Origin of the sequence: Streptomyces sp. SID10853, assembly GCF_010548145.1 — a bacterium.
Lineage (GTDB): Bacteria > Actinomycetota > Actinomycetes > Streptomycetales > Streptomycetaceae > Streptomyces.
The window spans coordinates 1-21,703 of record NZ_JAAGLN010000071.1; the positions used below are offsets into that span (position 1 = coordinate 1).

General features: G+C 69.5%; 20 protein-coding genes. All 20 read left to right on the plus strand.

Features of this window, described 5'->3' with window-relative positions:
• Positions 1-510 (plus strand): DALR anticodon-binding domain-containing protein (locus G3I19_RS16120; RefSeq protein ID WP_275402742.1); only part of this gene is annotated, 510 nt, incomplete at its 5' end.
• 12 nt (positions 511-522) lie between these two features.
• Positions 523-1,941 (plus strand): diaminopimelate decarboxylase, encoded by a 1,419-nt coding sequence (lysA, locus tag G3I19_RS16125; protein ID WP_164264301.1) that lies wholly within the window; start codon positions 523-525, stop codon positions 1,939-1,941.
• 94 nt (positions 1,942-2,035) lie between these two features.
• Entirely contained in the window at positions 2,036-3,391 is a 1,356-nt protein-coding gene (locus tag G3I19_RS16130; RefSeq protein WP_203599649.1) for a homoserine dehydrogenase, read from the plus strand.
• Between the two features lie 6 nt (positions 3,392-3,397).
• The gene (thrC, locus tag G3I19_RS16135) at positions 3,398-4,471 is read left to right on the plus strand and encodes a threonine synthase (protein WP_164264302.1); all 1,074 of its coding nucleotides are present in this window, start codon (positions 3,398-3,400) and stop codon (positions 4,469-4,471) included.
• Positions 4,472-4,907: 436 nt separating this feature from the next.
• The gene (thrB, locus tag G3I19_RS16140) at positions 4,908-5,825 is read left to right on the plus strand and encodes a homoserine kinase (protein ID WP_164264303.1); all 918 of its coding nucleotides are present in this window, start codon (positions 4,908-4,910) and stop codon (positions 5,823-5,825) included.
• A 350-nt stretch (positions 5,826-6,175) separates the two neighbouring features.
• A complete protein-coding gene (gene rho, locus G3I19_RS16145) occupies positions 6,176-8,314 on the plus strand; it encodes a transcription termination factor Rho (RefSeq protein ID WP_343235122.1) in 2,139 nt (712 codons plus the stop codon).
• Between the two features lie 418 nt (positions 8,315-8,732).
• Positions 8,733-9,836: an LCP family protein gene (locus G3I19_RS16150; protein ID WP_164264304.1), complete on the plus strand. Its 1,104-nt coding sequence runs from the start codon at positions 8,733-8,735 to the stop codon at positions 9,834-9,836.
• 223 nt (positions 9,837-10,059) lie between these two features.
• Positions 10,060-10,287 carry a 50S ribosomal protein L31 gene (rpmE, locus tag G3I19_RS16155; RefSeq protein ID WP_164264305.1) on the plus strand — a complete coding sequence of 76 codons (228 nt, stop codon included), beginning with the start codon at positions 10,060-10,062 and terminating at the stop codon, positions 10,285-10,287.
• Between the two features lie 106 nt (positions 10,288-10,393).
• Entirely contained in the window at positions 10,394-11,473 is a 1,080-nt protein-coding gene (gene prfA / locus G3I19_RS16160; protein ID WP_164264326.1) for a peptide chain release factor 1, read from the plus strand.
• A gap of 24 nt (positions 11,474-11,497) precedes the next feature.
• The gene (gene prmC, locus G3I19_RS16165; RefSeq protein ID WP_164264306.1) at positions 11,498-12,343 is read left to right on the plus strand and encodes a peptide chain release factor N(5)-glutamine methyltransferase; all 846 of its coding nucleotides are present in this window, start codon (positions 11,498-11,500) and stop codon (positions 12,341-12,343) included.
• A gap of 68 nt (positions 12,344-12,411) precedes the next feature.
• Positions 12,412-13,059, plus strand: a complete 648-nt coding sequence (locus tag G3I19_RS16170) for an L-threonylcarbamoyladenylate synthase (protein WP_164264307.1) — start codon at positions 12,412-12,414, stop codon at positions 13,057-13,059.
• A complete protein-coding gene (locus G3I19_RS16175) occupies positions 13,056-13,703 on the plus strand; it encodes a protein-tyrosine-phosphatase (protein WP_164264308.1) in 648 nt (215 codons plus the stop codon). Before G3I19_RS16170 ends, G3I19_RS16175 begins: the two co-directional genes overlap by 4 nt.
• 109 nt (positions 13,704-13,812) lie before the next feature.
• Positions 13,813-15,084, plus strand: a complete 1,272-nt coding sequence (gene glyA / locus G3I19_RS16180; RefSeq protein ID WP_164264309.1) for a serine hydroxymethyltransferase — start codon at positions 13,813-13,815, stop codon at positions 15,082-15,084.
• 106 nt (positions 15,085-15,190) lie between these two features.
• Complete coding sequence (locus G3I19_RS16185) at positions 15,191-16,561, plus strand: MraY family glycosyltransferase (RefSeq protein WP_343235123.1); 1,371 nt, start codon at positions 15,191-15,193, stop codon at positions 16,559-16,561.
• Positions 16,562-16,821: 260 nt separating this feature from the next.
• Positions 16,822-17,259, plus strand: coding sequence for a hypothetical protein (locus G3I19_RS16190; protein ID WP_164264311.1), 438 nt, complete (start codon positions 16,822-16,824; stop codon positions 17,257-17,259).
• Positions 17,260-17,469: 210 nt separating this feature from the next.
• The gene (gene atpB, locus G3I19_RS16195) at positions 17,470-18,306 is read left to right on the plus strand and encodes a F0F1 ATP synthase subunit A (RefSeq protein WP_164264327.1); all 837 of its coding nucleotides are present in this window, start codon (positions 17,470-17,472) and stop codon (positions 18,304-18,306) included.
• A 75-nt stretch (positions 18,307-18,381) separates the two neighbouring features.
• Positions 18,382-18,615 carry an ATP synthase F0 subunit C gene (gene atpE, locus G3I19_RS16200; protein WP_031181218.1) on the plus strand — a complete coding sequence of 78 codons (234 nt, stop codon included), beginning with the start codon at positions 18,382-18,384 and terminating at the stop codon, positions 18,613-18,615.
• A gap of 39 nt (positions 18,616-18,654) precedes the next feature.
• Positions 18,655-19,197, plus strand: coding sequence for a F0F1 ATP synthase subunit B (locus G3I19_RS16205; RefSeq protein WP_164264312.1), 543 nt, complete (start codon positions 18,655-18,657; stop codon positions 19,195-19,197).
• On the plus strand, positions 19,194-20,009 hold the full coding sequence (locus G3I19_RS16210) for a F0F1 ATP synthase subunit delta (RefSeq protein WP_164264313.1): 816 nt from the start codon (positions 19,194-19,196) through the stop codon (positions 20,007-20,009). Before G3I19_RS16205 ends, G3I19_RS16210 begins: the two co-directional genes overlap by 4 nt.
• A gap of 98 nt (positions 20,010-20,107) precedes the next feature.
• A complete protein-coding gene (gene atpA / locus G3I19_RS16215; protein ID WP_164264314.1) occupies positions 20,108-21,703 on the plus strand; it encodes a F0F1 ATP synthase subunit alpha in 1,596 nt (531 codons plus the stop codon).

Here is a 21,703-nt window from a genome sequence, read left to right on the forward strand (position 1 = left end):
CCGGCCGGCACCCCCGGCCGAGCCCCGGTACCGGCCCCCGCCCCCGCTCCCACCGACCGTCCCGGCCGCGACGCCGCCCGCTGGGGTGCCCTCTTCGGCGGCGGGGGCGACGAGCTGCTGGTGCGGCGTGAGAGCAATCCGCTGTTCCGGGTGCAGTACGCCCACGCCCGCAGCCGCGCCCTGCTCCGTAACGCCCGGGATCTCGGCTTCGGCGCCGCGTACGGGACCGCGTACGACGCGTCCTGCGAGCGGGACCGTGCGGCCGCCGCGCTGGTCGCGGCCCTCGCCGACTACCCGGCGGCCGTCGAAACCGCTGCCGGTCACCGGATCGCGCGGCAGCTCGTCGTGGTCGCCGATGCCTTTCTGGCGTTCCATGTCGCGGTGCTCCCCGTCGGGGACGAGAAACCCTCGGCCGCCCACCGCTCCCGGCTCGCCCTCACCGAGGCCGCCGGGACGGTGCTGGCAGGCGGCCTGTCCCTGCTCGGTATCAGCGCACCCGAACACATCTGAAAGAGCGAAGAGATGAGCCGTTCCGCACACCCCGCCGGGCCCCGGCACGCCGATGTCTACACCGAGGGCCACTACTCCGCCCCCGCCGAGGACCTCAACTCCCTGGACGAGAAGGTCTGGTCGCGTACGGTCGACCGGAACGCGGACGGCGTCGTCACCGTCGGCGGCATCGAAGTGACCCGGCTGGCCGAGGAGTTCGGCACCCCCGCCTACTTCCTCGACGAGGCCGACTTCCGGGCCAGGTGCCGGGCCTGGGCGGATGCCTTCGGGCCGGACGCGGACGTGTTCTACGCGGGCAAGGCGTTCCTCTCGCGCGCCGTCGTGACGTGGCTCCAGGAGGAGGGGCTCAACCTCGACGTCTGCTCCGGCGGCGAGCTGGCCACCGCGCTCGCCGCGGGAATGCCCGCCGAGCGCATCGCCTTCCACGGCAACAACAAGTCCACCGACGAGATCGAGCGGGCCGTCGAGGCCGGGGTCGGCCGTATCGTGCTCGACTCGTTCCAGGAGATCGTCCGGGTCGCCCACATCGCGCAGAGCCGCGGAGTGCGCCAGCGGGTCCAGATCCGGGTGACGGTCGGCGTCGAGGCGCACACCCACGAGTTCATCGCCACCGCCCACGAGGACCAGAAGTTCGGGATCGCGCTCGCTGGGGGCACCTCCCAGTCGGAGACTGGGGGAGGGCAGGCCGCCGAAGCCGTCCGCAGGGCGCTCAAGCTCGACGGGCTCGAACTCATCGGCATCCACTCGCACATCGGCTCGCAGATCTTCGACATGGCCGGCTTCGAGGTCTCCGCCCGCCGCGTCGTGCAGCTCCTCGCCGAGGTACGCGACGAACACGGCGTGGAGCTCCCCGAGATCGACCTCGGCGGCGGCCTCGGTATCGCGTACACCTCCGAGGACGACCCCCGCGAGCCGCACGAGATCGCCAAGGCGCTCGGCGAGATCGTCACCCGTGAGTGCGAGGCGGCCGGTCTCGCCACCCCGCGCATCTCCGTCGAGCCGGGGCGCGCCATCGTCGGGCCGACCGCCTTCACCCTGTACGAGGTCGGCACCATCAAGCCGCTGGACGGGCTGCGCACCTACGTCAGCGTCGACGGCGGGATGTCCGACAACATCCGGACCGCCCTCTACGACGCCGAGTACAGCGTGGCCCTGGTCTCCCGCACCTCCACGGCCGAGCCGATGCTCTCCCGGGTGGTCGGCAAGCACTGCGAGAGCGGCGACATCGTGGTCAAGGACGCGTTCCTGCCCGCGGACCTCGCGCCCGGCGATCTGCTCGCGGTCCCGGCCACCGGCGCCTACTGCCGCGCCATGGCGAGCAACTACAACCACGCGCTGCGCCCGCCCGTCGTCGCCGTCAGGGACGGCGAGGCCCGGGTGATCGTCCGGCGTGAGACGGAGGAAGATCTCCTGCGCCTCGATGTCGGCTAGTGAAATAGTCATCTCAGAATCCGGACGGGGGACAGAAACCCCCGTCCGGTGAGTGAGACTGGTCCAACCGTAGAAGTATGAGAAGTGAGGTCGGATGATGCGTACGCGTCCGCTGAAGGTGGCGCTGCTGGGCTGTGGAGTCGTCGGCTCAGAGGTGGCGCGCATCATGACGACGCACGCCGACGACCTCGCGGCCCGGATCGGTGCCCCCGTCGAGCTCGCCGGCGTGGCCGTCCGCCGCCCCTCCAAGGTCCGTGAGGGAATCGACCCCGCACTCATCACCACGGACGCGACAGCCCTGGTCAAACGCGGCGACATCGACGTCGTGATCGAGGTCATCGGCGGCATCGAGCCCGCCCGTACGCTCATCGCCACCGCCTTCGAGCACGGCGCGAGCGTCGTCTCGGCGAACAAGGCGCTGCTCGCCAAGGACAGCACCGCGCTGCACGCGCTCGCCGCCGGGCACGACAGGGACCTCTACTACGAGGCCGCCGTCGCCGGCGCCATCCCGCTCGTCCGCCCGCTGCGCGAGTCGCTCGCGGGCGACAAGGTGAACCGGGTCCTGGGCATCGTCAACGGCACCACCAACTTCATCCTCGACAAGATGGACAGCACCGGCGCCGGCTACTCGGAGGCGCTGGACGAGGCCACCGCGCTCGGTTACGCCGAGGCCGACCCCACGGCCGACGTCGAGGGGTTCGACGCCGCGGCCAAGGCCGCGATCCTCGCCGGAATCGCCTTCCACACGCGGGTACGCCTCGACGACGTCCACCGTGAGGGCCTCACCGAGGTCACCGCGGCCGACATCGCCTCCGCCAAGCGCATGGGCTGCACCGTCAAGCTCCTCGCCATCTGCGAGCGCGCAGCGGACGGCAAGTCCGTCACCGCCCGCGTCCACCCCGCGATGATCCCGCTCAGTCACCCGCTGGCCTCGGTGCGCGAGGCGTACAACGCGGTCTTCATCGAGGCCGAGGCCGCCGGTCAGCTGATGTTCTACGGCCCCGGCGCCGGCGGCTCACCCACCGCGTCCGCGGTCCTCGGCGACCTGGTGGCTGTCTGCCGCAACAGGCTCAACGAGGCCACCGGGCCCGGCGAGTCCGCGTACACGATGCTGCCCGTGAGCCCCATGGGCGATGTCGTCACGCGCTACCACATCAGCCTCGACGTGGCCGACAAACCCGGCGTTCTCGCCCAGGTGGCCACGGTCTTCGCCGAGCAGGGCGTATCGATCGACACGGTACGACAGCAGGCCCGAAATCCAAGCAGCGGTGACGAAGTCGCCATCGAGCAGGGTGGCGGCGGGCGACGGACGGGCGGAGGCGGCGAGGCATCCCTCGTCGTCGTCACCCACCGCGCGCCCGACGCGGCCCTCTCCGGGACCGTCGAGGCGCTGCGCAAGCTCGACACCGTGCTCGGTGTCGCCAGCATCATGCGTGTTGAAGGGGAGTAAGGACCCATGACCACCAAGGGCACCCACCAGTGGCGCGGCATCATCGAGGAGTACCGGGACCGCCTCCCGGTCACGAGCACGACACCCGTCGTGACACTCCGTGAGGGCGGTACGCCGCTCGTCCCCGCGCAGGTCCTTTCCGAGCGCACCGGCTGCGAGGTGCACCTCAAGGTCGAGGGCGCCAACCCCACGGGGTCCTTCAAGGACCGGGGCATGACCATGGCGATCACCCACGCCAAGGAGCAGGGCGCGCAGGCCGTCATCTGCGCCTCGACCGGCAACACCTCCGCATCGGCCGCCGCCTATGCCGTACGGGCCGGGATGGTCTGCGCCGTCCTGGTGCCGCAGGGCAAGATCGCCCTCGGCAAGATGGGGCAGGCGCTGGTGCACGGCGCGAAGATCCTCCAGGTGGACGGCAACTTCGACGACTGCCTGACGCTGGCCCGCTCGCTCTCGGACAACTACCCGGTGGCGCTGGTCAATTCGGTCAATCCCTCCCGTATCGAGGGCCAGAAGACCGGCGCCTTCGAGATCGTCGACGCGCTCGGCGACGCCCCCGACATCCATGTGCTGCCCGTCGGCAACGCCGGCAACATCACGGCGTACTGGAAGGGTTACAAGGAGTACGCGGCGGACGGCCCGGCCTCCCGTACCCCCCGGATGTGGGGTTTCCAGGCATCGGGCTCCGCCCCCATCGTGCGCGGCGAGATCGTCAAGGACCCGTCCACCATCGCCACGGCGATCCGGATCGGGAACCCGGCCTCCTGGCAGTACGCGCTCGACGCGCGCGAGGAGTCGGGCGGCTTCATCGACGAGGTCACCGACCGTCAGATCCTCGCCGCCTACCGGCTGTTGGCCTCGCAGGAAGGCGTCTTCGTGGAGCCCGCGTCGGCCGCTTCGGTCGCCGGTCTGCTGAAGGCCGCGGACGAGGGCAAGGTCGACCCCGGCCAGACGATCGTCTGCACGGTCACCGGCAACGGCCTCAAGGACCCGGACTGGGCGGTCGCGGGGGCCCCGCAGCCGGTCACCGTGCCGGTCGACGCCGTGGTGGCCGCCGAGCGGCTGGGCCTCGTCCCGTAGCTTCGGGCCCGTAGCTTCCGGCCCGCCCGGGGTTCGGTCCTCACGGACCTGATCCCGGGCCGCCCGGGGCGTGCCCCGCCCGTGCGTCCTGCCGCGCCCCGCCGTGCTCCCGGTCCGCCGCGTCACCCGCGGGGCGGACCGTCCGGCGGCCCGGTCCGACCTGGAGCGCATGGGTAGCGTGCGACACGCATCGTGCGCCTCCTGTGCGCCCTATGTCGCGACAGAACCTTCCTTCGATAAGCTGTAGGCAACCCACCCCGCCGCATGTGCCGCGGTGTTGCTGCTGTGATGGCCCGCAGGCCCCGTTCGGCCTGTCGGGGTTGTCCGGTCCAGGGGATCCGGGGGAGTGTTCTCCCGGACAGCACAGCCGAATTCCCCGTAACAATCCCGCGGTCGAAACCAGACTCGCAGTCTCACAAGGAGAGTCGTCAGAGCGATGGCCGGTCCCGCGTTCCGTGCCGCCGCCGTCCGGGTGCGCACCCCTGCCACCAGCGCCAACCTCGGACCGGGCTTCGACGCCCTCGGTCTGTCGCTGGGGCTGTACGACGACGTGGTCGTCCGGGTCGCCGACACCGGGCTGCATGTCGACATCGCAGGTGAGGGCGGTGAGACCCTCCCGCGCGACGAGAGCCATCTCCTCGTACGGTCGCTGCGCACCGCCTTCGACCTGCTCGGCGGACAGCCGCGCGGCCTGGAGGTCGTCTGTGCCAACCGCATCCCGCACGGCCGCGGCCTCGGCTCCTCGTCCGCCGCCATCTGCGCCGGTATCGTCGCCGCCCGGGCCGTGACCATAGGCGGCGCGGAGAAGCTCGACGACGAGGCCCTGCTCGAACTCGCCACGGAGATCGAGGGGCACCCCGACAACGTCGCCGCCTGCCTGCTCGGCGGCTTCACACTGGCCTGGACCGACGGCGGGGCGGCACGCGCCATCAGGATGGATCCGGCGGACTCCATCGTGCCGGTGGTCTTCGTCCCCGGCCGGCCGGTGCTCACCGAGACCGCCCGCGGCCTTCTTCCGCGGTCCGTCCCCCATGTGGACGCGGCCGCCAACGCGGGCCGCGCGGCCCTGCTCGTGGAGGCGCTGACCAGGCGCCCCGAGCTGCTGCTCGCGGCCACCGAGGACCGACTGCACCAGGAATACCGTGCTCCGGCGATGCCCGAGAGCGTGGCCCTGGTCAACCGGCTGCGGGCGGACGGCGTCCCCGCGGTCATCTCCGGCGCGGGCCCCACAGTGCTCGCGCTGGTCGAGAACGGTGCGGCCGACAAGGTCGCACGGCTGGCCGGCGAAGGGTGGGCGGCCAACCGGCTGCCGCTCGACGCCTCCGGTACGAGCGTCCTGCCACTGGGTACGTAGGGGCGCGTCCGGTTGCCGGTGAACGAGAGGGGGAATATTTGTTGGACCCGGTAGTGTTAACCTCAAGTCTGCACTCGACGCCTTCGCGGCGCGGTGCTCAGTGTCCCCATCAGGGACCGCCTTTTCTTCCGGGAGCCTCCCAAACTGCCTGACAGCCTGCCTGAGCAGTTTCGAGCACGCTCCGGAACCGGCCTCTGCCGGACCCTAAAGCACGTCTTGCCCTCCGCCGTACCCCGGCGGACCACCGCCCCGGCCTCGGTCGCGATCAGTCAAGATCAGAACCGCAGTCGGACAGCACAACCGGTCGCCGAGCCAGACAGGCCGACGCCCGCTCCAGGGAAGGACCCTTCGTGAGCGACACCACCGATCTGATGGGCGTGACTGCCGACAACTCTGTCGAGGCCGCGCCCGCCGCCGGTGCTGCCACCGGCAGCACCGCACGGCGCCGCCGCTCCGGCACCGGCCTCGACGGCATGGTCCTGGCCGAGCTGCAGCAGGTCGCGTCCGGCCTCGGCATCAAGGGCACTGCGCGGATGCGCAAGAGCCAGTTGATCGAGGTCATCAAGGAGGCGCAGGCCGGTTCGTCCGCGCCGAAGAGCGCCAAGGCCGACGCGGGCGGCTCCGACGCGGCCGAGACCAAGCCGAAGCGCCGCGCCACCTCCAAGTCCCGTACGGGCGACGAGGCCGCAGCGGCCGAGAAGTCCGCCGCCCAGCAGCAGGCCCAGCAGCAGATCGACATCCCGGGCCAGCCTGCCAGCGACGAACAGCCCGCGGGTGAGCGGCGCCGTCGCCGCGCCACCGCGCAGGCAGGCAGCCCCGAGCCCGCGTCGTCCGCAGCCGGGACCAAGGCCGTCAAGGCCGAGGCCAAGGCAGAGCCGCAGTCCGTGGCCACCGGTGTGAAGACCGAGGCGCCGGCCGATGCCAAGGACGCGAAGGACTCCAGGGAATCGAAGGACTCCAGGGACGCCAAGTCCGAGGCGGGCACCGACACCGCCGATGGCCGTCGCGGCGACCGTCAGGACCGCGGCCAGCGCGGTGACCGCCGTGAGCGCGGCGACCGTCAGGACCGCGGTGACCGCCAGGACCGTGGCGACCGCGGTGACCGGGGCGACCGTCAGGACCGTGGTGGCCGTGACCGGCGTGACCGCGGCGGCAAGGGCGACGACCAGCAGGGCGGCGGCCAGCGCACCCAGCGCCAGGGCAACCAGAACAACGGGCCCCGCGCCGACGAGAACGACGACGACTTCGAGGGCGGCCGCCGCGGTCGCCGCGGCCGCTACCGTGACCGCCGGGGCCGCCGCGGTGAGCGCCAGGAGTTCGGTGACGCTCCGCAGGTCGCCGACGACGACGTCCTGATCCCCGTCGCGGGCATCCTGGACATCCTCGACAACTACGCGTTCATCCGGACCTCCGGCTACCTGCCGGGCCCCAACGACGTGTACGTCTCGCTCGCCCAGGTCCGCAAGAACGGCCTGCGCAAGGGCGACCACGTCACCGGAGCCGTCCGCCAGCCCAAGGACGGCGAGCGCCGCGAGAAGTTCAACGCGCTCGTCCGCCTGGACTCGGCGAACGGCATGGCGGCCGAATCCGGCCGCGGGCGCCCCGAGTTCCAGAAGCTCACCCCGCTGTACCCGCAGGACCGGCTCCGCCTGGAGACCGACCCGGGTGTGCTGACGACCCGGATCATCGACCTGGTCGCGCCGATCGGCAAGGGCCAGCGCGGTCTGATCGTGGCCCCGCCGAAGACCGGCAAGACCATGATCATGCAGGCCATCGCCAACGCGATCACGGTCAACAACCCCGAGTGCCACCTGATGGTCGTCCTCGTCGACGAGCGTCCCGAAGAGGTCACCGACATGCAGCGGTCGGTGAAGGGCGAGGTCATCTCCTCGACCTTCGACCGCCCCGCCGAGGACCACACCACGGTCGCCGAGCTGGCCATCGAGCGCGCCAAGCGCCTCGTCGAGCTGGGTCACGACGTGGTCGTGCTGCTCGACTCGATCACCCGCCTCGGCCGTGCGTACAACCTGGCGGCCCCGGCCTCCGGGCGCATCCTCTCCGGTGGTGTCGACTCGACCGCCCTCTACCCGCCGAAGCGCTTCTTCGGTGCCGCGCGGAACATCGAGGACGGCGGCTCGCTGACCATCCTCGCCACCGCGCTGGTGGAGACCGGCTCGCGCATGGACGAGGTGATCTTCGAGGAGTTCAAGGGCACCGGCAACATGGAGCTCAAGCTCGACCGGAAGCTCGCCGACAAGCGCATCTTCCCCGCGGTGGACGTCGACCCGTCCGGTACGCGTAAGGAAGAGATCCTCCTCAACGCGGAGGAGCTCGCCATCGTCTGGAAGCTGCGCCGGGTGCTCCACGCGCTCGACTCGCAGCAGGCGATCGAGCTGCTGCTGGACAAGATGAAGAAGACCAAGTCGAACGCCGAGTTCCTGATGCAGATCGCCAAGACGACACCTGCGTCCGGCAACGGCAACGACTGACCTTCCGTCACGGAACGTCAACTGGCCCGCCCTGTCACGGAAGTGACGCGGCGGGCCAGTCGTGTGTCGCGGGCCGGCCGGCGGCCATCCGTCCGCCGGCACCTTCACGCACTGCCTCCACACCCCGCTCACGTGCCGCGCACCCGGCCGCCGCACCGCTTCCGGGGCCGCAGAGATCTTCGCCACAGCACACCTCGGGAACCGACTGCGAACAGCCCGCCGCACAGAGGGGAAAACCCCTGGTCGGGGCCGCTTTTACGGATTACGCCCGGCTACCGTCCGTGACGTAGGGGCCGCTCCGGGGTCACAGCGCGTTGTGCAACGCTTTCGCGAGAAACGTCGTCTCACAGGGGGCGACAGACCGCGCCTGAACTTCGGGGCAGGGGGTAGCGGGACCACCGAGAAAGCTGGAGGGGACATGGGCGAGCCGCAGAAGGGCAGCCGAATACGGGGCAGCGGCAAACGCCGCCGAAAGGCCACCACGCGCCGGAGGGCGCTGGTGATCACGGCATGGGTGGCCGCCGGAGTGGTCGTGCTCGGCGGCGGCGGCCTCGGCTTCCTCTACTTCAAGCTCGACGGAAACCTCAAGAGCGTCAACATCAACGCCCAGCTCGGCACCGACCGTCCGCACAACGTCGACAACGGTTCGATGGACATCCTGGTGCTCGGCTCCGACTCACGGGCCGGCGCCAACTCCAAGTACGGCAAGGACGAGGGCGGCGCACGCTCGGACACCGCGATGGTCGTCCACGTGTACAAGGGCCACAAGAAGGCCAGCGTGGTCTCGATACCGCGTGACACCCTCGTCGACCGCCCCGACTGCACCACGTCCAAGGGCGCGGACGCCCCCGGAGCCCAGCACGCCATGTTCAACACGGCGTACGAGAGCGGCGGCCCGGCCTGCGCGGTGAAGACCGTGGAGAAGATGTCCGGGATCCGGATGGATCACTATCTGGAGGTCGACTTCGCCGGCTTCCAGAAGCTCATCGACGACCTGGGCGGCGTTCCGGTCACCACCAGCAAGGCGATCAACGACGACAAGAGCCATCTGCATCTGAAGGCCGGCTCCCACACCCTCAACGGGCAGGACGCGCTCGGTCTCGTACGCACCAGGCACGGCGTCGGTGACGGAAGTGACCTCGGGCGAATACAGCTCCAGCAGGCATTCATCAAGGCGCTTATCAGCCAGGTGAAGCACGTGGGTGTCTTCACCAGCCCGAAGAAGCTCTACAGCCTCGCCGACACCGCGACGAAGACCGTCACCACCGACTCCGACATCAACTCGGTGAAGAGCCTGGCGTCCTTCGCCGACAGCCTCAAGGGCATCGGCGCCGGCTCCACGAAGATGGTGACGATGCCGGTCGAGTACGACCCCACGGACCTCAACCGGGTCATCCCGCTGCAGGCCGAGTCCCAGCAGGTGTGGTCGGCGCTCAAGCAGGACAGGCCCATTCCGGCCTCCGCCACCAAGGGCTCCGCCGGCGACAAGGGCTCGGCGGGCAAGGTCGTGACGAGCTCGTGACCGGCGGGCAGCGGCCCGGCGCAGGGCGGCAGCGGCCCATCACGGGGCGGCAGCGGCCCGGCACGGGGCGGCCGGCGGAATAGATCCCGTCCACCACCGGTTCACCGACTGTCCGAAATTTTGACGGGCGGGCCACTCCTGGCAGACTGGTCCGCTGGCCCCGGTTCACGTACGGACAATTCCGTCCGCACGACCCGGCGCCCTCCCGGAACTAGGAGACACCTTGAAGCGCGACATCCACCCCGAGTACCACGAGACCCAGGTCAGCTGCACCTGCGGTGCCTCGTTCACCACCTTCAGCACCCTCGCCGAAGGCACCATCCGTGCCGAGGTCTGCTCCGAGTGCCACCCGTTCTACACGGGCAAGCAGAAGATCCTCGACACCGGTGGCCGTGTGGCCCGCTTCGAGGCCCGCTTCGGCAAGAAGGCCGCGGACTCCGCCGCCAAGTAGCGAGCTACTGCGCCGGTCCCCGGACGCTCCTCACCGGAGCGCCCGGACCGGCGCTTTTGCCGTCCCGGAAGCTCCCTTCTTGACGTACGAAAGCAGGAAAACCCCGATGTTCGAGGCGGTCGAGGAACTGATCGGCGAGCACGCCACCCTCGAGGAACAGCTCGCCGACCCGTCGGTCCACGCCGACCAGGCCAACGCGCGCAGGCTCAACAAGCGCTACGCCGAGCTGACCCCGATCGTCTCCACGTACCGTTCCTGGAAGCAGACCGGCGAGGACATCGAGACGGCGCGTGAACTCTCCTACGACGACCCGGACTTCGCCGCCGAGGTCAAGGTGCTCGACAAGCAGCTCGAAGCGCTGACCGAGAAGCTCAGGCTGCTCCTGGTGCCGCGCGACCCCAGCGACGACAAGGACGTGCTCCTCGAAGTCAAGGCGGGCGCGGGCGGTGACGAGTCCGCGCTGTTCGCGGGCGACCTGCTGCGGATGTATCTGCGCTACGCCGAGCGCGTCGGCTGGAAGACCGAGATCATCGACGCCACCGAGTCCGAACTGGGCGGCTACAAGGACGTCCAGGTCGCGGTGAAGACCAAGGGCGGCAACGGTGCGACCGAGCCGGGCCACGGCGTCTGGGCGCGGCTGAAGTACGAGGGCGGTGTGCACCGGGTGCAGCGCGTGCCCTCCACCGAGTCCCAGGGCCGTATCCACACCTCGGCGGCCGGTGTGCTCGTCACGCCCGAGGCCGAGGAGGTCGACGTCGAGATCCACTCCAATGACCTGCGGATCGACGTCTACCGCTCGTCGGGCCCCGGCGGGCAGTCGGTCAACACCACCGACTCCGCGGTCCGCATCACCCACCTGCCGACCGGTGTCGTCGCCTCCTGCCAGAACGAGAAGAGCCAGCTCCAGAACAAGGAGCAGGCGATGCGCATCCTGCGTTCCCGGCTGCTCGCCGCCGCCCAGGAGGCCGCCGAGCAGGAAGCGTCCGATGTGCGCCGCAGCCAGGTGCGTACCGTCGACAGGTCCGAGAAGATCCGGACGTACAACTTCCCGGAAAACCGGATCTCCGACCACCGCGTCGGCTTCAAGGCGTACAACTTGGACCAGGTGCTCGACGGCGACCTGGACGCAGTGATCCAGGCGTGTGTGGACGCGGACTCCGCGGCCAAGCTCGCCGCCGCCCAGTAGTAGCCGCCCGTACTGGAGAACCGCATGAACCTGCTGCTTGCCGAGGTGGCCCAGGCCACCCAGCGGCTGGCCGACGCCGGCGTGCCCTCCCCGCGCTTCGACGCGGAGGAGCTCGCCGCCTTTGTGCACGGTGTCAAGCGGGGCGAGCTCCACAACGTCAAGGACGCGGACTTCGACGCCCGCTACTGGGAGACCATCGCCCGCCGCGAGGCACGTGAACCGCTCCAGCACATCACCGGGCGCGCCTTCTTCCGCTATCTGGAACTCCAGGTCGGCCCCGGGGTGTTCGTGCCCAGGCCGGAGACCGAGTCGGTCGTCGGCTGGGCCATAGACGCCGTACGCGCGATGGACGTCGTCGAGCCGCTGATCGTGGACCTCTGCACCGGGTCCGGCGCCATCGCGCTGGCCATGGCCCAGGAAGTGCCGCGCTCCCGGGTGCACGCCGTGGAGCTGTCCGACGACGCGCTGCACTGGACCCGGAAGAACGCCGAAGGGTCCAGGGTCACCGTCCACCAGGGCGACGCCCTGAGCGCTCTGCCCGAACTCGACGGCCAGGTCGACCTGGTCATCTCCAACCCGCCGTACATCCCGCTCACCGAGTGGGAGTACGTCGCACCCGAGGCCCGTGACCACGACCCGGAGATGGCCCTCTTCTCCGGCGAGGACGGCCTCGACACGATCCGCGGTATCGAGCGCACCGCCCACCGTCTCCTCGTGCCCGGCGGCGTCGTCGTCATCGAGCACGCCGACACCCAGGGCGGCCAGGTCCCGTGGATCTTCACCGAGGAGCGGGGCTGGGCCGACGCGGCCGACCACCCCGACCTGAACAACCGGCCCCGTTTCGCCACGGCCCGCAAGGCCCTGCCGTGACGATCGCAGGACCGGTTCCGCACCAGATTTCTCAGGCTCTGCAGGCTTTGCTCAGGGAGGCTCGCTAAATGGCACGGCGATACGACACCAACGATGCGACCGACCGCACCACCGGTCTGCGTGAAGCCGCGTCCGCCGTCCGCCGCGGCGAGCTCGTCGTACTTCCGACGGACACCGTGTACGGCATCGGCGCCGACGCCTTCAGCTCCGAGGGCGTGGGCGATCTGCTGGACGCCAAGGGGCGCGGCCGCAATATGCCCAGCCCCGTGCTCATCGGCTCCCCGAACACCCTGCACGGCCTGGTCACGGACTTCTCCGAGCAGGCGTGGGAGCTGGTCGACGCGTTCTGGCCGGGCGCGCTGACGCTCGTCGCCAAGCACCAGCCGTCGCTCCAGTGGGACCTCGGGGACACCCGGGGGACCGTCGCGGTGCGCATGCCGCTGCACCCGGTCGCCATCGAGCTGCTCACGGAGGTCGGTCCGATGGCCGTCTCCAGTGCCAATCTGACCGGCCACCCGGCGCCGGAGGACTGCGACGCGGCACAGGAGATGCTCGGCGACTCCATCTCCGTCTACCTGGACGGCGGCCCGACCCCCGGCATCGTCCCGTCGTCGATCGTCGACGTCACCGGCCAGGTCCCCGTCCTGCTCCGCGCGGGTGCGCTCTCCGCCGAGGAACTGCGCAAGGTGGTACCCGACCTTGAGGTGGCCAATTGACAGCCCCTGAGGGGCGTGGCATAGGCGCGTCCGCCTCCGGCGGCACGTTCAGGATCCTCCACGTCAGCACCGGCAACGTCTGCCGCTCGCCGATCACCGAGCGGCTGACCCGGCATGCCCTGTCGGACCGGCTGGGCACCGGGCTCGCCGACGGTCTGATCGTGGAGTCCGCGGGCACCTGGGGCCACGAGGGCGCCCCGATGGAGGCCAACGCGGCGACCGTGCTCGCGGACTACGGCGCGGACGCCGGGGGCTTCCTCGGCCGCGAACTGCTCGACGACCACGTGATCCGGGCCGATCTGGTGCTCACCGCGACCCGCGACCACCGGGCGCAGGTCATCTCGATGGGGCACTCGGCGGGGCTGCGGACCTTCACGCTGAAGGAGTTCACCCGGCTGGTGCGGGCCATAGACCCGGCGACGCTGCCCGATCCGCTGGACGACGGTGTGGTGGAGCGGGCCAGGGCACTGGTCAGGGCCGCCGCCGCGCTCCGGGGGTGGCTGCTGGCGCCGACGGTCGAGGCGGACGAGGTGAACGACCCGTACGGGGCGCCGATCACCTTCTTCCGGTCGATCGGCGACGAGATCAACCAGGCGCTCGACCCGGTGGTCACGGCGCTCACGGGGGTCGCGGCGCCGCACTGAGCGCCGGTACGCACCGCGGCGCCGCCGACCGGTGCGCCGTACGGCAGAACACCGGCAGGCGCCCCCGCGCGGCCCGTCCTACATTGGACGGGACGCCGAGGAGCCCACGATGCCGGTCACCACCACCGCCCCCCACCCCGCCGGCTCGCACTCCGCCGGCCCCCACTCCGCCGGTTTCGATGCCCTGCGCAGGCAGGACCCCGAGATGGCGGACGTGCTCCTCGGCGAGGACGAGCGGCAGGCCACCTCGCTCCAGCTGATCGCGGCCGAGAACTTCACCTCACCCGCGGTACTGGCGGCGCTCGGCTCCTCGCTCGCCAACAAGTACGCCGAGGGCTATCCGGGAGCCCGCTACCACGGCGGCTGTGAGCTGGCCGATCTCGCCGAGCGGATCGCCTGTGAGCGGGCCGCAGCGCTCTTCGGAGCCGACCACGCGAACGTCCAGCCGCACTCGGGCTCATCGGCCGTCCTGGCGGCGTACGCGGCCCTTCTGCGGCCCGGTGACACCGTGCTGGCCATGGGACTTCCGCACGGCGGCCATCTCACGCACGGCTCGCCCGCCAACTTCTCCGGCCGCTGGTTCGACTTCGTCGGGTACGGCGTGGACGCGGAGAGCGGGCTCATCGACTACGACCAGGTCCTGGCCCTGGCGCGGCAGCACCGGCCCAGGGCCATCGTCTGCGGCTCCATCTCGTATCCCCGCCACCCGGACTACGCGGCCTTCCGGGAGATCGCCGACGAGGCGGGCGCCTATCTCATCGCGGACGCCGCCCACCCGATGGGCCTGATCGCCGGGGGAGCGGCGCCCAGCCCCGTGCCGTACGCGGATGTGGTCTGCGCCACCACCCACAAGGTGCTGCGCGGGCCCCGTGGCGGTCTCATCCTCTGCGGCGACGAGCTGGCCGACCGGATCGACCGGGCCGTCTTCCCCTTCACCCAGGGCGGCGCCCAGATGCACACGATCGCGGCCAAGGCGGTCGCCTTCGGCGAGGCCGCGGCCCCGGCGTTCGCTGCGTACGCGCACCAGGTGGTGGAGAACGCCCGGGTGCTCGCCGCCGGGCTGGCCGCCGAGGGCTTCGCCATCACCACCGGTGGGACCGACACCCACCTCATCACCGCCGACCCCGCGCCCCTGGGGACCGGCGGGGCGACCGCCCGCTCCCGGCTGGCGGCGGCCGGGATGGTGCTGGACACCTGCGCACTGCCCTACGGTGACGAGCGGGGCATCCGCCTGGGCACCGCCGCCGTCACCACGCAGGGCATGGCGGCGCCGGAGATGGCCGAGATCGCCGGGCTCTTCTCGGCCGCACTGCGTGAAGAGCGGGGGACCCGTGAAGAAGTCCGTGAACTCGCCAGGAGGTTTCCGTCGAATTCGGGCTAGAGCAGTACTCGTGCAACCATCGGAGCTACCCGTGTGTCCTCTACCTCATGCAGGCCGAAGCTAAGGTGTGGGGCTGAGATGGCCAGCGATATCTGTGGGGCAGCCCGTGCGTGAATACCTGCTGACGCTCTGCGTCACGGCCGCGGTGACGTATCTCCTGACCGGGCCGGTGCGGAAATTCGCCATCATGGCCGGGGCGATGCCGGAGATCCGGGCCCGCGATGTACACCGAGAACCGACGCCGCGGCTCGGCGGTATCGCCATGTTCGGCGGCCTCTGCGCGGGGCTGCTGGTCGCGGCGCATCTGCAGAACCTCGGCAGTGTCTTCACGCTGTCGAACGAACCGCGCGCGCTGCTCTCCGGGGCCGGGCTGATCTGGATCATCGGTGTCCTGGACGACAAGTTCGAGATCGACGCCCTGATCAAGCTCGGCGGCCAGATGATCGCGGCGGGCGTGATGGTCATGCAGGGGCTGACGATCCTGTGGCTGCCCATCCCCGGTGTCGGCACCGTCTCGCTCACCCAGTGGCAGGGCACCCTGCTGACCGTCGCGCTGGTGGTGATCACCATCAACGCGGTGAACTTCGTCGACGGCCTGGACGGTCTCGCGGCCGGCATGGTCTGCATCGCGGCCGCCGCCTTCTTCATGTACACGTACCGGATCTGGTACGGGTACGGGATCGAGGCCGCCGCCCCGGCGACCCTCTTCGCCGCGGTGCTGATGGGGATGTGCCTGGGCTTTCTGCCGCACAACATGCATCCGGCCCGGATCTTCATGGGCGACTCGGGGTCGATGATGATCGGCCTCGTCCTCGCGGCCGGCGCCATCTCGGTCACCGGCCAGGTCGACCCGGACGCGATGAGTCTCAACCTGGGCGGCGGGCGTGAGGCCACGCACGCGATGCTGCCGGTCTTCATCCCGCTCCTGATGCCGCTGACGATCATCGCGGTCCCCTTCGCCGACCTGGTGCTCGCGATCGTCCGGCGTACCTGGAACGGCCAGTCACCGTTCGCAGCCGACCGCGGACATCTGCACCACAGGCTCCTGGAGATCGGGCACTCGCACAGCAGGGCGGTGCTGATCATGTACTTCTGGTCGGCCCTGTTCGCCTTCGGCGCCCTGGCCTACTCGGTGCGCTCCTCGTCCACCTGGATCCTGCTGGCGGTCGTGGCGCTGAGCGCGGTCGGTCTCGCGCTGCTGCTCATGCCGCGCTTCACCCCGCGCGCCCCGAAGTGGGCCCAGGGTGTTGTCCCGCCGCGCTACCGCAGAAGCCGCCGCCCGGCTCCCGGAGTGGAACCGGAGACGACTGTTCCGGCAGAAAGCGACGAGTCGGGCAATTCACGTGAAATGGAAGATTCCACACCACTCATTGCCGTGAGTGAGAGCGAGCCGATTCCCGCAGGCGTCAACGGGGCGACAGCAATTGGTCCCCGATCCGGGCTTCCCGATCGCCGTGAGGCCGGTACCTGGCGCTGAGCATTCCGCTCAACAGGCCCCAATATCAGGCATAACGACGGCCCGCATGCACAGACGCGCAAGTTCCCACTCATGTGTGACGGGCAGCACACTCCCATGGTAAAGACCTCATCAAATAGTTTGTGATACCGTTCACGAAACCCGGCGATGAAGCCGAAGGGCCGTAGTGCGACGGCTCTTTGGCCCGAGATTCCGTCTCGGACCGGGCCTACGCTCGTCCATGACGACACCCTGCCCCCACCCGAAGCGGAGCTGCCGCCATGCCCTCCAATGACGCCCGAACACTCCTCCAGACCGCAGTACCCACCGCTGCAGCCGGCGTTGTCGCCGCTGCGGTCAGCGGTGTGGTCGCGGGTGGCAAGGGGGCGATCGGCGCTCTCATCGGCACGGTGGTCGTGATGGTCTTCATGGGGATCGGACTTGTCGTCCTGAACCGCACTGCGAAGTCCCTGCCGCACCTGTTCCAGGCCATGGGGCTCATGCTCTATACCGCACAGTTGTTGCTGCTCTTCATTTTCGTCGCGGTGTTCAAGAACACCACCTTGTTCAACCCAAAGTCTTTTGCCATCACGCTGGTTGTGGCGACGGTTGTCTGGATCGCGGCTCAGGCGCGGGCATATATGAAGGCCAAGATCCTCTACGTCGAACCGGACTCCGCCGACGGGCGCCAGCCCGAGAAGACGGGTTCGTCGAAGTGAAGGGTAGGGGCGGGATAAGCGGGCGTTCTGGATCCTGCTATCGTCCGGTTCCAACTGCGGCACTGCGGGCGCGGGCATCTGAGCTGACGCCTGCACCATCGCGAGGCTCACTGCCTGCCAGCCGCCCCCACATCCGTAACACCAGTCCAGTGCCGAACCGCGGCTGTTCGCCGCGCCGACACAACGAGGTTGCCGTACCTATGCGCCATGTTGAAGGAGCCCGCGGTGAGTGCTGACCCGACGCAGGTGCTCGCCTTCGAGACCGACTGCCACATCTTTGACGGCTGTGGATTCCCGGCTCCCGGCCTGCACTCGTTCCTGTTCAAGCCCCTGTGGGGCGACGGGGACAGCAACTTGTACTTCAACAAGACGATGCTGCTGGCACTGCTCGGCTCGATTGTCATCGTCGCCTTCTTCTGGGCCGCGTTCCGTAAGCCCAAGGTTGTCCCGGGCAAACTGCAGATGGTCGCCGAGGCCGGCTACGACTTCGTGCGCCGCGGAATCGTGCACGAGACGATCGGCAAGCGCGAGGGCGAGAAGTACGTCCCGCTGGTTGTCACCTTGTTCTTCTTCGTCTGGATGATGAACCTCTGGTCCATTGTTCCGGTCGCGCAGTTCCCGGTGACGGCGATCATTTCGTACCCGGCAGTGCTGGCCGCGATCGTCTACATCCTGTGGGTCTCGCTTACTTTCAAGCGACATGGATTCGTCGGCGCCTTCAAGAACTTCACCGGCTACGACAAGTCCCTGGGCGCGGTTCTGCCGCTGGCGATGGTCATCGAGTTCTTCTCGAACCTGCTGGTCCGCCCCTTCACCCACGCGGTGCGACTGTTCGCGAACATGTTCGCGGGCCACACGCTGCTGCTCCTCTTCACGATCGCCAGCTGGTACCTGCTGAACGGCATCGGCTTCGCCTACGCGGGCGTCTCCTTCGTGATGACCATTGTGATGACCGCTTTCGAGCTCTTCATCCAGGCCCTTCAGGCGTACGTCTTCGTGCTCCTGACGTGTACCTACATCCAGGGCGCGCTCGCCAAGAACCACTGAGCGTCCTGCACCTCAGACCCACTGTCGTCCGGTGGCCAACCCCCACCGGTCCGTGAAAGAGAAGGAAGAACTGGCATGTCCCAGACTCTTGCCGCCGCCGTGTCCGGCTCCCTCGGCTCCATCGGTTACGGCCTCGCCGCCATCGGCCCCGGCGTCGGCGTCGGCATCATCTTCGGTAACGGCACCCAGGCCCTGGCGCGTCAGCCCGAGGCCGCCGGTCTCATCCGCGCCAACCAGATCCTCGGCTTCGCCTTCTGTGAGGCGCTCGCCCTCATCGGTCTGGTCATGCCGTTCGTCTACGGCAAGTGATCTTCGGATCAGCGGACCCACTAGACGGAAGGCACTGACATGAGCCAGCTGCTCAACATGGCGGCCGAGCAGGAAAACCCGCTCATCCCGCCGATCCCTGAGCTCGTCATCGGCTTTATCGCCTTTGTCATCGTCTTCGGTTTCCTCGCCAAGAAGCTCCTCCCGAACATCAACAAGGTTCTGGACGAGCGCCGCGAGGCCATCGAAGGCGGTATGGAGAAGGCGGACGCCGCCAAGCTCGAGGCCGAGAGCGTGCTTGAGCAGTACAAGGCTCAGCTCGCCGAGGCCCGGCACGAGGCCGCGCGGATGCGCCAGGAGGCGCAGGAGCAGGGTGCCGCGCTCATCACTGAGATGCGTGCGGAGGGCCAGCGTCAGCGTGAGGAAATCATCGCTGCCGGTCACACCCAGCTCGCGGCCGACCGCAAGCAGGCCGCGCAGTCGCTGCGCCAGGACGTGGGCAAGCTCGCCACCGACCTGGCCGGCAAGCTCGTCGGCGAGTCCCTTGAGGACCACGCCCGGCAGAGCCGCACGGTCGACCGTTTCCTCGATGAGCTTGAGGAGAAGGCCGAGGCTGCTCGATGAACGGCGCGAGCCGCGAGGCACTGGCCTCCGCACGTGAGCGTCTCGACGCGCTGACCGACACTCCGTCGGCCGACGCGCCGAAGCTCGCCGACGAGCTGGCCTCCGTCACCGCGCTGCTCGACCGCGAGGTCTCGCTGCGCCGGGTCCTCACCGACCCGTCGCAGGCCGGTGAGGCCAAGGCCCAGCTGGCCGGACGGCTGCTCAGCGGTCAGGTCAGCGGGGACACCGCCGACCTGGTGGCCGGGCTTGTCCGGTCCCGCTGGTCGCAGTCCCGCGACCTGGTCGACACGGTCGAGGAACTCTCGGCCACCGCCGACCTCACCGCGGCCCAGCAGGCCGGCACGCTGGACAACGTGGAGGACGAGCTGTTCCGGTTCGGCCGGATCGTGACGTCCAGCACCGAGCTGCGGGCCGCGCTCACCGACCGCACCGCATCGGCCGGCGCCAAGAGCGAGCTGCTGCGCAGCCTGCTCGGCGGCAAGGCCGACGCGGTCACCGAGCGTCTGATCGTGCGCCTTGTGACCCAGCCGCGCGGACGTAGCCTGGAAGCGGGACTCGAGTCCCTGTCCAGGCTCGCCGCGGAGCGCAGGGACCGCACGGTCGCTGTGATCACCTCGGCGGTGCCGCTGAGCGACGGCCAGAAGGAGCGCCTCGGCGCCGTACTGGCCAAGCTGTACGGCCGCCGTATGCACCTCAACCTGGACGTGGACCCCGCGGTCCTCGGCGGGATCCAGGTGCGGGTCGGCGACGAAGTCATCAACGGCTCCATCGCTGACCGTCTCGACGAGGCGACTCGTCGGATGGCCGGCTGACCGGCTGACTCAGCCACCAACTCAACAGTACTGATAACGGCCCGAGTTGGGCCGACAAGTAATTGATTCGGGCCCAACAAGGAGAGCAGGGAACCCAGATGGCGGAGCTCACGATCCGGCCGGAGGAGATCCGGGGCGCACTGGAGACGTTTGTCCAGTCGTACCAGCCGGACGCGGCCTCGCGCGAGGAGGTCGGTACGGTCAGCGTGGCCGGCGACGGTATCGCGAAGGTCGAGGGTCTTCCCTCGGCCATGGCGAACGAGCTGCTGAAGTTCGAGGACGGCACGCTCGGTCTTGCGCTGAACCTTGAAGAGCGCGAGATCGGCGCGATCGTTCTCGGCGAGTTCAACGGGATCGAGGAGGGCCAGCCGGTGCAGCGCACCGGTGAGGTGCTCGCGGTCGGTGTCGGCGAGGGCTACCTCGGCCGCGTCGTCGACCCGCTCGGCAACCCGATCGACGGCCTCGGCGACATCGAGACCGAAGGCCGCCGTGCGCTGGAGCTCCAGGCTCCCGGCGTCATGGTGCGCAAGTCCGTGCACGAGCCGATGCAGACCGGCTACAAGGCTGTCGACGCCATGGTGCCGATCGGCCGCGGCCAGCGTCAGCTGATCATCGGCGACCGGCAGACCGGCAAGACCGCGCTGGCTGTCGACACGATCATCAACCAGCGCGACAACTGGCGCACCGGCGACCCGTCGAAGCAGGTCCGCTGCATCTACGTCGCCATCGGCCAGAAGGGCTCCACCATCGCGTCCGTACGCGGTGCGCTGGAGGAGGCGGGCGCCCTGGAGTACACGACGATCGTCGCTGCTCCGGCTTCCGACCCGGCCGGCTTCAAGTACCTGGCGCCGTACACCGGTTCGGCCATCGGCCAGCATTGGATGTACGCGGGCAAGCACGTCCTGATCATCTTCGACGACCTCTCGAAGCAGGCCGACGCCTACCGTGCCGTGTCCCTGCTGCTGCGCCGCCCGCCGGGCCGTGAGGCGTACCCGGGCGACGTCTTCTACCTGCACTCCCGTCTGCTGGAGCGCTGCGCGAAGCTCTCCGACGACATGGGCGCCGGTTCGATGACGGGTCTCCCGATCGTCGAGACCAAGGCGAACGACGTGTCGGCGTTCATCCCGACCAACGTCATCTCCATCACCGACGGCCAGTGCTTCCTGGAGTCCGACCTGTTCAACGCCGGCCAGCGGCCCGCGCTGAACGTCGGTATCTCGGTCTCCCGTGTCGGTGGCTCCGCCCAGCACAAGGCCATGAAGCAGGTCTCCGGCCGGCTCCGTGTCGACCTCGCCCAGTACCGCGAGCTGGAGGCGTTCGCCGCCTTCGGTTCCGACCTGGACGCGGCGTCGAAGGCGTCGCTGGAGCGCGGTAAGCGCATGGTCGAGCTGCTGAAGCAGGGCCAGTACGAGCCGATGGCCGTCGAGGAGCAGGTCGTCTCCGTCTACGCCGGTACCACCGGCAAGATGGACGACGTCCCGGTCAACGACATCCGCCGCTTCGAGACCGAGCTGCTGGAGTACCTGCGCCGCGAGCGCAAGGAGCTCCTCACCTCGATCGCCGAGGGCGGCAAGATGTCGGACGACACACTGACCTCGATCGCCGACGCGATCACCGCCTTCAAGCGGCAGTTCGAGACCTCGGACGGCCAGCTCCTGGGCGAGGACGCGCCGGCCGTCAACGTCTCCAAGTGA

Excerpts from the sequence above, each read along its gene's own strand:
- lysA (WP_164264301.1), top strand. The coding sequence starts at position 523 with ATGAGCCGTTCCGCACACCCCGCCGGGCCCCGGCACGCCGATGTCTAC.
- G3I19_RS16130 (WP_203599649.1), top strand. The coding sequence starts at position 2,036 with ATGATGCGTACGCGTCCGCTGAAGGTGGCGCTGCTGGGCTGTGGAGTC.
- thrC (WP_164264302.1), top strand. The coding sequence starts at position 3,398 with ATGACCACCAAGGGCACCCACCAGTGGCGCGGCATCATCGAGGAGTAC.
- thrB (WP_164264303.1), top strand. The coding sequence starts at position 4,908 with ATGGCCGGTCCCGCGTTCCGTGCCGCCGCCGTCCGGGTGCGCACCCCT.
- G3I19_RS16150 (WP_164264304.1), top strand. The coding sequence starts at position 8,733 with ATGGGCGAGCCGCAGAAGGGCAGCCGAATACGGGGCAGCGGCAAACGC.
- prfA (WP_164264326.1), top strand. The coding sequence starts at position 10,394 with ATGTTCGAGGCGGTCGAGGAACTGATCGGCGAGCACGCCACCCTCGAG.
- prmC (WP_164264306.1), top strand. The coding sequence starts at position 11,498 with ATGAACCTGCTGCTTGCCGAGGTGGCCCAGGCCACCCAGCGGCTGGCC.
- G3I19_RS16170 (WP_164264307.1), top strand. The coding sequence starts at position 12,412 with ATGGCACGGCGATACGACACCAACGATGCGACCGACCGCACCACCGGT.
- glyA (WP_164264309.1), top strand. The coding sequence starts at position 13,813 with ATGCCGGTCACCACCACCGCCCCCCACCCCGCCGGCTCGCACTCCGCC.
- G3I19_RS16190 (WP_164264311.1), top strand. The coding sequence starts at position 16,822 with ATGCCCTCCAATGACGCCCGAACACTCCTCCAGACCGCAGTACCCACC.
- atpE (WP_031181218.1), top strand. The coding sequence starts at position 18,382 with ATGTCCCAGACTCTTGCCGCCGCCGTGTCCGGCTCCCTCGGCTCCATC.
- G3I19_RS16205 (WP_164264312.1), top strand. The coding sequence starts at position 18,655 with ATGAGCCAGCTGCTCAACATGGCGGCCGAGCAGGAAAACCCGCTCATC.
- G3I19_RS16210 (WP_164264313.1), top strand. The coding sequence starts at position 19,194 with ATGAACGGCGCGAGCCGCGAGGCACTGGCCTCCGCACGTGAGCGTCTC.
- atpA (WP_164264314.1), top strand. The coding sequence starts at position 20,108 with ATGGCGGAGCTCACGATCCGGCCGGAGGAGATCCGGGGCGCACTGGAG.